We start from the raw sequence: 11175 nt of genomic DNA, 5'->3' as shown, positions 1-11175 counted from the left end.
CCCATGACCTTCGACGACGTCAGGAAATTCGCGCTTCTCTGGCCTGAGGTCGAGGACGGCACGTCCTACGGCACGCCGGCGCTGAAAGTGCGCAAGAAGATGCTGGCGCGGCTGAAGGAAGACGGCGACAGCCTTGTGATGCCGGGCGTGCCACAGGATGAGCGCGCTGATGCTGGTGGAAAGCCAGCCGAAGCTGTTTTACTTCACCGATCACTACCGCGATTATCCGATGGTGCTGATCCGCCTGTCGAAAGCCCCGCGCGCGACCGTCGAGCCGTTTCTGCGGCGGCACTGGCGCACGCTGGCGTCGAAGAAGGCGATGAAGGAATTCGATTCGGATTCGTAGGGTGGGCAAAGCGTAGCGTGCCCACCATCTCGCGGATTGCTCGTTGATGGATGGTGGGCACGTCGCTACGCTCCTCTGCCCACCCTACGGCAGCGCGTCTATGGATAAAGACCAATTCCTCACCGCCGTCTTGCAAAATCCCGCCAACGAAATCATTGCCGAAGAACTGCTTCGGCTGGCGCTGCCGGATGCGTGGCTGGTTTCCGGATGCCTGGTGCAGACCGCGTGGAACGTGCTGACCGGCCGCGCGGTCGATCACGGCATCAACGATTACGACGTGTTCTATTTCGATCCCGATACGTCATGGGAGGCGGAAGACAAGGTCATCCGCACGCTGGCGAAGCGTTTTGCCGACCGCGGCATCCAGGTCGAGGCGCGCAACCAGGCCCGCGTTCATCTCTGGTACCCCGAAAAACACCGCCTGCCCTACCCGGAGCTGCGTTGTTCGACGCAGGGCATCGACCGGTTTTTGACCAAGAATACGCAGATCGGAATCCGGCGCACCCAGGAGAGTTATGAAGTGTACGCGCCGAACGGCTACGACGAGGTCGCAGCCCTGATCGTGCGGCCCAATCCCGGCGCGAATTTTTCCGCCGCGAATTACGAAGCGAAAGCGGCGCGATGGAAAACGCTGTGGCCGGAGATCACGGTGCTGCCGGCGGATGCCGTCCCGTAGGATGGGTAGAGCGGAGCGAAACCCATCAATCCATCGCGGGTGCATAATGGGTTTCGCTCCGCTCTACCCATCCTACCAGACTTCGCCCGTAGCCCTACCGCACCACGCCCGAGGTAAACCCCGCCTTCCGCCGCGGCGGCTTGATGTCTTTCTTCAGGAAGCATTGCGCCTCCTTGCCGGCATAGCCCGGCCGCGCATAGGTCCAGGCGCGGCATTTGCTGTCGGCGGCGCAGGCTGCCTTGCAGGCGTCGTCGCCGCCGTCGCTGCTCTTGAGATCAAAACTCTTGTAGTCGCCGCCGAACCGGTCGATCGAGGTTTCGCTGGTGTCGTTGCGCCGTTCGACCACGCCGGCGCCGCGCACGCCGGTGACACAGCAGTCGCTCTGCACCCGCGCCGGCACGTTGCTCTTGAGCCAGCACACCGCGCGGTTGGCGAGGTCGGTCGGATAGCTGAAAGTCCAGGCCCGGCAGCGGCGGTCTCGCTCACATACCAGCGCGCATTCCGCCGGATCGCCCGAGGTCACAGGCGCACTCAGATAGTCGCCGCCGGGACGGTCGAAATTGGCCTGCGCCAGTGCCGGGCGCGCGGATACCGCCGCCGCCAAAAAGGCGAGCGCCACCACACACGCCCTGAGCAGGCGAACAGTCCCCATGCACGTTGCTTTCGAATGCGCTTTCAGAACGGGATGACCTCAAATCATCATCCCGCCCTGTTTCGTTGATCCGACCGCCATTTGAGCGCCATCAACCTGTACGGTGGATGAACGGCTCAAAGGCGAGGCAACATGCTCAGTTAAAACGCGTATTCCCGATAGACCGGCTCCACGGAACCGCCCCACTCGCCGTTGAACTTGTCCAGCATCTCTTCCGCCGGCGTGCGGCCCGATTCGAGGATGCGCTCCAGAGGTTCGAGGTGGCGGCTCTCGTCGCGGCCGAGTTGATCGATGCGGCCACGCCGCCGGAGGCCGGCATGCGACAGCGTCAGGCACTCCCGGGCGATCTCGAACAGATAACGATCCCTGATCCTGGCCTTGAAGCCGAAGCGCGGGACGTCGTCGCGCAATGCCTGGCGTTCGGCCGCAGTCCAGTGGCTGACCAGATCCCAGGCCGCGTTCAGGCTTGCGTCGTCATACAACAGCCCGACCCAGAACGCCGGCAGCGCCGGCAGCCGGCCCCACGGCACGCCGTCGGCACCGCGCATTTCCAGATAACGTTTCAGGCGAACTTCCGGGAAAATCGTCGAAAGGTGATTGGCCCAGTCCGACAAGGTCGGCCGCTCGCCGGGAAGCGAATTGTTGCGGCCCTCGAAGAAGGCGCGGAACGAGGAACCGGCGACGTCGATATAGTCCTCGCCGCGCTTGACGAAGTACATCGGAACGTCGAGCGCGTAATCGACATAGCGCTCGAACCCCATGCCGTCCTCGAACACCCACGGCAACATACCGGAGCGCGCGTTATCGGTGTCGCGCCAGATCTCGGAGCGGAACGTGAGGAAGCCATTCGGCTTGCCTTCGGTGAACGGCGAATTGGCGAACAAGGCGGTCGCCACCGGCTGCAGCGCGATCGACACGCGCAGCTTCTTGACCATGTCGGCTTCGGAGGAGAAGTCGAGATTGGTTTGCACCGTGCAGGTCCGGTACATCATGTCGATGCCGTACTGGCCGACCTTCGGCATGTAGTTGGTCATGATCTTGTAGCGGCCCTTGGGCATGACAGGGATCTGCGACCGCGACCAGGACGGCGTCATGCCAAGCCCGAGAAAGCCGATCCCCAAGGGCGCCGCGATCTCGCGGACCTGCGCCAGATGCGCCATCAGCTCGGCCTGGGTCTGGTGCACGGTCTCGACCGGCGCGCCGGACAGCTCAAATTGGCCGCCGGGCTCCAGCGAAATCGCGCCGCCTCCCGTGACGTCGTAGAGCCCGATGATGTTCCCGCGCTCCATGATCGGCTCCCAGCCGAGCAAAAGCTGCATGCCTTCGAGCAGCGCACCGATACCGCGCGCACCTTCGTAGGGCACGGGCTGATGGCCCTCCAGCGTGAACGGGGTTTTCTCGTGCTCGGTCCCGATGCGGAATTCGGACGGCGGCTTGCTGCCGGCCTCGAACCACGCGACGAGTTCGTCGCGCGATTGCAGCGGCGTCATATCGATCTGGTCACGCGCCATGAAAAAATCCGGGTATCTGGCGATTCGACCGAACGCGCCGTGTGGCCAAGGGAATGCAGACAGCGTCGTCCACAACAACGAAACATATCAGGGCGGTCATCGCGCCGGCACGCCGTCGCGGGCTGCGGCGGCCTTGACCTCGGAGCAGGAGCAGCCCAGCCGGTCGAGCAGACCGCAAAGCTTCATGGCGTCGACATCCGACAGCTTGGAGCCAACGTGCTTTTCGATCGCCGCCGAATAGGCGCTCCACATTTTCTTCTGCAGTTCGCGCCCGGCCTCGGTGATCTCGACGAACTGGCCGCGTTTGTCGATCTTGCATTCGCGCCGCGCCGCCAGGCCCTCGTCGACCAGGCGGTCGATCAGCCGCGAGGTGGAATATTGCGGGATCAGCATCTGCTTTTCCAGTTCCACCGGGCGCATCTCGCCGGACGGCGCACGCGAAAGTTCCAGGAGCGCGTCATACCAGGCCAGCGGCGGATAGCCGGCTTTCTTCAAATCCTGCTCGACGGCATCGAGCACCCGGCTCTGCACCCGCATCAGGCGGATCCAGGCGGCGGTCGCCTCGGTCGAAGGTTTGCGTTTCATCATCCGGTCCGTATCTGTCACAGATCAGTGTACCGCACTAAATGCATGTGCATCAATCTTGACTATTCCATGCAGATGCATTTAGTCGTTCCATCGCCCAAAGCCAAGATTTCCAAGGGACGGAAACGAAAGGAAAATCCAATGAAATTGTATTATTCGCCAGGCGCCTGCTCACTTTCCCCCCATATCGCACTACTGGAGGCCGGCCTCCCCTACGACCTGGTCAAGGTCGATCTGCGCGCCAAGAAGCTGGAAAACGGCGACGACTATCTGGCGGTCAATCCGAAGGGCCAGGTGCCCGCGCTGGCGCTGGATTCCGGCGAACTGGTCACCGAAGGCCCGGTCATCGTCCAGATGATTGCCGACAAGGCCGCGGACAAGAATCTGGCCCCCAGCCGCGACCATGCCGATCGCTACAAGCTGCAGGCCTGGCTCACCTATATCAACAGCGAGCTGCACAAGAACCTCGGTCCGCAGTTCGCCCCGGCGCTGTCAGATGACGCCAAGGCCTTCTTCAAGGACCGGGTGATGGGCAAGTTCAAGTACGTCGACGGCGAGTTGGCCGGCAAAGACTACCTGATGGGCAAGCAGTTTTCGGTTGCCGACGGCTACATGTTCACGATGCTGTCATGGGCCGAACGGATGAAATGGGATCTCGCTCATCTCACCAACCTGATGGCCTACAAGGCCCGCGTCGGCGCGCGCCCGAAGGTGCAGGAAGCGCTTACCAAGGAAGGCCTGATGAAGGCAGCGTGAGACGACGGCTTCGCGGTTCTCTCGTTCGAAGTGCGAGCGCGATGGTGCAGGAAGACGGGTGAGGAGACATTCCTCACCCGTCTTCATTTCGGGCGGAAGCTGCAGAGGTCCGGCATCGATTACCGGGTAGCACGCCGCGCCGACGACACGCATGAATTGCGAACGGATGCAGCCATTTCGCGGACGGTACCCTGATATTACAATTTTTTAGCAATTCGCTCGTAAATTTCCGGATCAACGCCGGGTGCAGTCCGCCCGAAACCGTATCGGTCGTTCAAGAACTCATCACGAAGTTCAATCGGTCCACAGTTCGCTGAAGCAGGTGCAACTTCCGTCCGTGAGGGCTTTGTCGTGTCTATCGAGAGGTTCCTGAGACAGCGCGCCGTCGATCTCATGATGGACGGAACCTATATGCTGTCGAACTGGTACGACCCGCAGGGCCGCCTTCGCACCTTCGCCTGCCGCGCCACGCGCGTTTCCCCGTTCCGCATGATCGTGGAGGTCCCGGTGGTTGGAAAGGTCGGTGACAGCCTTACCTCCTACTTCCAGGACTTCGGCCACTTCGAGGGCACGATCAGCGACACGACGAAGGGCGGTCTGCTGCTCGAACTCGAGATGACCCGGGCAATGCGAGCCAAGCTCGCGGAAAAGCTGATCTGGCTGGAGAAGAAGGCCAAGGACCCCTTCAGCATCAGCGAGGCCCGGAAAAATCCTCGCTTCGTTCCAAAAGGCTCGCGATCCACCCTGACACTCGCCGAGGGCACCGTTCATGCGTGCCACATCATCGACGTCTCGATGTCGGGCGTTGCGGTGTTTGCCGAAGTCCAGCCACCGACCGGAACGCCGCTTGCGATCGGCGCCTGCATTGGCCGCGTCATCCGGCATTTTCCGAACGGATTCGCCGTCAAGTTCGTCAAGGAGCAAAGCCGGGACGAACTGAACCGCCTGATCGCGCGGACGGTTCTGGCGTGAGGGGCAAGCCCTCACTGCGAACGCGGTACGTAGCCCGGATCGAGCGCGGCGCAATCCGGGAAAACGATATCAAACGGAGGGACCTGCCCCGGATTTCGCGGAGCCTGTCATCGGGCGCGCATTCGCGCGACCCGTTGGCTCCATCCGGGCTACAAGCCTTACGCCGCCTGCTTCTTCGGCGGGAAGCGGCCGTAGAAGGTCTCGTTTCTCGCCGCCATATCTTCCAGCAGCTTTGGCGGGGTGAAGCGCGAACCGTATTTGGCTTCGAGTCTGTGGCAGAGCTCGACGAATTTTCGCGTCCCCATGAAGTCGATATAGGACAGCGTGCCGCCGGTGAACGGCGCAAAGCCAAAACCGAGGATCGAGCCGACATCGGCCTCGCGCGGATCGGTGATGACGTGATCCTCCACCGTGCGCGCGGCTTCCACCGCCTGCACCACCAGGAAACGCTGCTTCAGTTCCTCGATGTCGAGCGTATCGGGATCGAGCTGCTTGGGCTGCAGCGCCGAAAGCCCCGGCCACAGGCTCTTCTGGCCCTTGCCCTTCTCGGGATAGTCGTAAAAGCCCTTGCTGTTCTTACGCCCCAAGCGGCCCTGCTTTTCGACCAGCTCCACCATCAGCTTCTTCTGGTCGGGGTTGATCGAGTTGGGACCGAGATCGGCTTCGGTCGCCTTGATGACCTTGAGGCCGAGGTCGAGGGCGACTTCGTCCGACAGCGAAAGCGGGCCGACCGGCATGCCGGCCATCTTGGCGCAGTTCTCGATCATCGCCGGCGGCACGCCTTCGAGGAACATCTCGTTGCCTTCGGCAATGTAACGGCCGACGCAGCGGTTGGCATAGAAGCCGCGCGAATCATTGACGACGATCGGCGTCTTGCCGATCACCCGCACATAGTCGAGCGCGGCGGCAAGCGCCACGTCGCCGGTGTTCTTGCCGAGGATGATTTCGACCAGCATCATCTTCTCGACCGGCGAGAAGAAATGGATGCCGACGAACTTGCCCTGCTCCTTGAAACTTTCGGCGAGCGAGGTGATCGGCAGCGTCGAGGTGTTGGAAGCGAAGATCGCATCGGGCCTGAGGTACTGCTGCGCCTTGGCAAACGTATCCGCCTTGACCTTGCGGTCCTCGAACACGGCCTCGATGACGAGGTCGCAGTCCTTCAATGTGGCGTAGTCCGCCGTCGGGGTGATACGCGACATGATAGCGTCGGCCTCGGCCTGCTTGGCGCGGCCCTTGGCGATGAGACCGTCGATGACGCTCTTGGCGTGGGCCTTGCCCTTGTCGGCGCTTTCCTGATCGCGGTCGATCAGGACGACGTCGAGGCCGGCACGCGCCGAGACGTAGCCGACGCTGGCGCCCATGAATCCGGCGCCGATCACGGCGACCTTCTTGATCTTGGTCGGCGGCACGTTTTGCGGACGGCGGGCGCCCTTGTTCAACTCCTGCATCGACAGGAACAGGCTGCGGATCATCGCTGCCGCTTCCTTCGAACGCAGCACTTTTGTGAAGTAGCGCGACTCGACGCGCAGCGCGGCGTCGATCGGCAACTGCAGGCCCTCATAGACGCAGCTCATGATGGCACGCGCGGCCGGATAGTTGTCGTAGGTCTCGCGACGATAGATGGCGTTGCCGGCCGGGAACATCATCATGCCGGCCTTGGAGAACACCGGGCCGCCCGGCAGCTTGAAACCCTTTTCGTCCCAGGGCGCGACGGCCTTGCCGCCGCCCTTGATCCAGTCCTTGGCCGCCTTGACCAGATCGGCCGCCGGCACGATGGCGTGGATCAGATTGAGCACCTTGGCCTTGTCGACCGTGACTGGATCGCCCTTGAGCAGGATCGTCATCGCGTCCTGTGGCGGCACCAGACGCGGCACGCGCTGGGTGCCACCGGCGCCGGGGAACAGGCCGACCTTCACTTCGGGCAAGCCCAGCCGCGTCTTCGGATTCTCGGCCGCAACGCGGTAGTGGCAGGACAGCGTCACTTCAAAACCGCCGCCGAGCGCCAGTCCGTTGATCGCCGCCGCCCACGGCTTGCCGCAGGTTTCGATACCGCGCAGCACCAGCGAGAAGCGGCGGGCCTGTTCGAACAGCATCTGGTTGGCTGGGACCTCGCCCTTCTCTTTAAAGACCTTGGCGTATTCCTGGTTCATGCCTTCGAGCATCGAAAGGTCTGCGCCGGCGCAGAACGCGTCCTTGGCGGAGGTGATGACGACGCCCTTCACCGCGGCATCCTCAGTCGTCTGCTTCAGGATCGCCTCGAGTTCGCTGGTCGAGGTCTCGTCCAGCACGTTCATCGAACGTCCGGGAATGTCCCAGGTGACGAGCGCAATGCCGTCGGCGTCGGTCTCTAGCTTGAAATTCTTGAAGGCCATGGTGGTTGCTCCCTCGATGCCGGCAGCCGATGTCAGGCGCGGCGGTTGAATTGGATTTCGTAGGTCTCGTAGGGTGGGCAAAGGCGCACTTGCGCCGTGCCCACCATCACTTGCGTAAAATTCAATGGTGGGCACGCTTCGCTTTGCCCACCCTACGAAGCGACGCAGCTACACCCTCTCGATAATCGTCGCCGTCCCCATGCCGCCGCCGATGCACAGCGTCACCAGCGCGGTGGACTTGTTGGTGCGCTCGAGTTCGTCGAGCACGGTGCCGAGGATCATGGCGCCGGTCGCACCGAGCGGATGGCCGAGCGCGATCGCGCCGCCATTGACGTTGATCTTGGAAGGATCGATGTCGAAGGCCTGCATGTAGCGCAGCACGACCGAAGCAAACGCCTCGTTCAGTTCGAACAGATCGATATCCGACTTCTTCATGCCGGAACGCTCGAACAGCTTTTCGGTAACGTCGACCGGACCGGTCAGCATCATCGCGGGCTCCGAGCCGATATTGGCAAAGGCGCGGATTCTTGCGCGCGGCTTCAGGCTGTGCTTGGCACCGGCCTCCTTGCTGCCGAGCAGCACCGCGCCCGCGCCGTCGACGATCCCCGAGGAATTGCCGGCGTGATGCACATAGTTGATCTTCTCGACTTCGGGATGCGACTGGATCGCCACCGCGTCGAAGCCGCCCATCTGGCCCATGACGACGAAGGACGGCTGCAACTGGCCGAGCGACTGCATCGTCGTGGTCGGACGCATGTGCTCGTCCTTGGCCAGGATGGTCAGGCCGTTGATGTCCTTGACCGGCACCACCGACTTGTTGAAACGGCCCTCGTCCCAGGCCTTTGCGGCGCGCTGCTGGCTCTGCACGGCATAGGCGTCGACGTCGTCGCGCGAAAAACCGTACTTGGTGGCGATCAGGTCGGCCGAGACGCCCTGCGGCATGAAATAGGAGGGCACCGCCATCGAGGGGTCCATCGGCCAGGCGCCGCCGGACGCACCGATGCCGACGCGGCTCATCGATTCCGCGCCGCCGCCGATCACGAGCTCATGCTGGCCGGCCATGATCTGGGCGGCGGCGAAATTCACGGCATCGAGGCCGGAGGCGCAGAAGCGGCTGATCTGCACGCCGGGGACGGCCTCGCCAAGCCCCGCCTTCAGCGCGGCAAAGCGCGCGATGTCGCTGCCGGCCTCGCCGACCGGATCCACCACGCCGAGCACGACGTCATCGACCACGTCTTCGGCCAGATTGTTGCGTTCCTTCAGTGCCTGCAGCGGCACGGTGGCGAGCGCCAGCGCGGTGACCTCGTGGAGCGCGCCATCGGCCTTGCCGCGGCCGCGCGGGGTGCGAACGTGATCGTAGATATATGCCTCAGGCATGACGCCCTCCTGGTATGAGGATCATAATATTATAGGCGATAAGGACAGGAAACGGCGGAAAATCTCAGAATGCTTCCGCCGCCAATTCCATGGTGGTCGCGCTTCCACTCTGGACGCGCGCAAGATGTACCGAGGTCTCCGGCAACATCCGCTCCATGAAGAAGCGGCCGGTGACCAGTTTGGTGCTCAGATAGGGCGTTGCACCGGAGCCTGCAATCTTGTCCTGCGCCACCTTCGCCATCCGCGCCCACATGTAGCCAAAGGTAACGAGGCCGAACAATTGCATGTAGTCGGTGGCGGCGGCGCCGGCATTGTCGGGTTTTGTCAGCGCGTTCTGCATCAGCCAGCCGGTGGCCTGCTGCAGATGGCCGAGGGCGGCCGAGAGCGGGGTTACGAACGGCTTCATCGCCTCATCGCCGCCGTGTTCCTTGGCAAACGCGCCGACTTCGGCAAAGAACGCCATCACGGCGCGGCCGCCTTCGCGCGGCAGCTTGCGGCCGACCAGGTCGAGCGCCTGAATGCCGTTGGCGCCCTCATAGAGCATGGCGATGCGCGCATCGCGCACGAACTGCTCCATGCCGTGCTCGGCGATATAGCCATGACCGCCATACATCTGCTGCGCCAGCACCGAGTTGGAGAATCCGACGTCGGTCATCACGCCCTTCATGATCGGGGTCATCAGGCCCATATGGTCGTCGGCCTCCTGGCGATCCTTCGGGTCGGACGAGCGATGCGCAACGTCGCTCTTCAGCGCGGTCCACACCACCATGGCGCGGGCGGCCTCGTTGAAGGCGCGGATGGTGAGCAGCACGCGGCGCACGTCCGGATGCACGATGATCGGGTCGGCCGGCTTGTCGGGCTCCTTGGCGCCGGTCAGCGAGCGGCCCTGCAGACGCTCGCGCGCATACTGGACGGCGTTCTGGTAGGCGACTTCAGACTGCGCGAGACCCTGCACGGCGACGCCGAGGCGGGCCTCGTTCATCATCACGAACATGCCCTGCATGCCCTTGTTCTCTTCGCCGATCAGCCAGCCGGTGGCGTTGTCATAGTTCATCACGCAGGTGGAATTGCCGTGGATGCCCATCTTGTGCTCGATCGAGCCGCAGGACACGCCGTTGCGGGCGCCGAGCGAACCGTCGGCATTGACCAGCACCTTCGGCACCACGAACAGCGATACACCCTTGATGCCGGCCGGCGCACCTTCGATGCGCGCCAGCACGAGATGGATAATGTTGTCGGCCATGTCGTGCTCGCCGGACGAGATGAAGATCTTGGTGCCCGAGATCTTGTAGCTGCCGTCGGCCTGCTTCACCGCCTTGGTGCGCAACAGGCCGAGATCCGTACCGCATTGCGGCTCGGTGAGGTTCATGGTGCCGGTCCACTCGCCTGCGACCATCTTCGGCACGAACATCTTCTTCTGCTCGGGCTTGCCATGCACCATCAGCGCCGCGGTGGCGCCCATGGTGAGGCCACCATACATCGAGAACGCCATGTTGGCCGCGCTCTGGAATTCGGTGACAACCTGGCTCAGCGTCACCGGCAGCCCCTGCCCGCCATATTCCGCCGGCGCCGACAGTCCGAGCCAGCCGCCCTCGGCAACCTGCTTGAAAGCTTCCTTGAAACCCTTCGGCGTGGTCACGGAGCCGTCGTCATTCCGCTTGCAACCTTCGAGATCGCCGGTGCGATTGAGCGGCTGCAGCACCTCTTCGGAGAGTTTTGCGGCCTCGCTCAAGATCGCTTCGCGCACATCGGCGGAGGCGTCGGTGAAACCGGGGAGATTATCGTAGCGATCGATCTGGAACACGTCGTTGAGCAGGAAGGTGACGTCTTCCACGGGGGCTTTGTAGATCGGCATTTTGTTCTCCCGGCAGGGGCAAAGAGTGGCGAAGGCGCTGAAATGATTTCGTCGTGGCGATCCGGAAGCAGAC

General features: G+C 63.0%; 9 protein-coding genes and 1 pseudogene. 4 read left to right on the top strand and 6 right to left on the bottom strand.

The genetic code is table 11. The features are described 5' to 3' along the window. The first annotated feature begins 3 nt into the window (after positions 1-3). A pseudogene (locus tag ACPPVP_RS04515) lies at positions 4-346 on the top strand (MmcQ/YjbR family DNA-binding protein). 100 nt (positions 347-446) lie between these two features. Then, positions 447-1022, top strand: coding sequence for a nucleotidyltransferase family protein (locus tag ACPPVP_RS04510; protein WP_426531687.1), 576 nt, complete (start codon positions 447-449; stop codon positions 1020-1022). 94 nt (positions 1023-1116) lie between these two features. On the opposite strand, the gene ACPPVP_RS04505 is transcribed toward ACPPVP_RS04510, so the two are convergent. From ACPPVP_RS04505 to ACPPVP_RS04495, 3 genes are all read right to left on the bottom strand, one after another. Continuing rightward, complete coding sequence (locus ACPPVP_RS04505) at positions 1117-1674, bottom strand: PAN domain-containing protein (RefSeq protein ID WP_426531685.1); 558 nt, start codon at positions 1672-1674, stop codon at positions 1117-1119. Positions 1675-1814: 140 nt separating this feature from the next. Further along, positions 1815-3185 carry a glutamate--cysteine ligase gene (locus tag ACPPVP_RS04500; protein WP_426531683.1) on the bottom strand — a complete coding sequence of 457 codons (1371 nt, stop codon included), beginning with the start codon at positions 3183-3185 and terminating at the stop codon, positions 1815-1817. A gap of 96 nt (positions 3186-3281) precedes the next feature. After that, a complete protein-coding gene (locus ACPPVP_RS04495; RefSeq protein ID WP_426531681.1) occupies positions 3282-3770 on the bottom strand; it encodes a MarR family winged helix-turn-helix transcriptional regulator in 489 nt (162 codons plus the stop codon). 141 nt (positions 3771-3911) lie between these two features. Here ACPPVP_RS04495 and gstA point away from each other — a divergent pair, with 141 nt between their 5' ends. After that, positions 3912-4526: a glutathione transferase GstA gene (gene gstA / locus ACPPVP_RS04490; protein WP_426531679.1), complete on the top strand. Its 615-nt coding sequence runs from the start codon at positions 3912-3914 to the stop codon at positions 4524-4526. Positions 4527-4877: 351 nt separating this feature from the next. After that, a complete protein-coding gene (locus tag ACPPVP_RS04485) occupies positions 4878-5498 on the top strand; it encodes a PilZ domain-containing protein (protein WP_426531677.1) in 621 nt (206 codons plus the stop codon). Positions 5499-5656: 158 nt separating this feature from the next. Here the strand turns inward: ACPPVP_RS04485 and ACPPVP_RS04480 are convergent, their stop codons facing one another. From ACPPVP_RS04480 to ACPPVP_RS04470, 3 genes are all read right to left on the bottom strand, one after another. Further along, positions 5657-7870: an FAD-dependent oxidoreductase gene (locus tag ACPPVP_RS04480; RefSeq protein WP_426531675.1), complete on the bottom strand. Its 2214-nt coding sequence runs from the start codon at positions 7868-7870 to the stop codon at positions 5657-5659. 168 nt (positions 7871-8038) lie between these two features. Further along, positions 8039-9247, bottom strand: coding sequence for an acetyl-CoA C-acetyltransferase (locus tag ACPPVP_RS04475; protein WP_426531673.1), 1209 nt, complete (start codon positions 9245-9247; stop codon positions 8039-8041). Positions 9248-9311: 64 nt separating this feature from the next. Then, positions 9312-11102 (bottom strand): acyl-CoA dehydrogenase C-terminal domain-containing protein, encoded by a 1791-nt coding sequence (locus tag ACPPVP_RS04470; RefSeq protein WP_426531671.1) that lies wholly within the window; start codon positions 11100-11102, stop codon positions 9312-9314. Between the last annotated feature and the right edge of the window lie 73 nt (positions 11103-11175).

It is taken from the genome of Bradyrhizobium sp. McL0615 (assembly GCF_049993905.1).
Taxonomy (GTDB): Bacteria; Pseudomonadota; Alphaproteobacteria; order Rhizobiales; family Xanthobacteraceae; genus Bradyrhizobium.
This window is presented reverse-complemented; position numbering and strand designations above follow the sequence as displayed.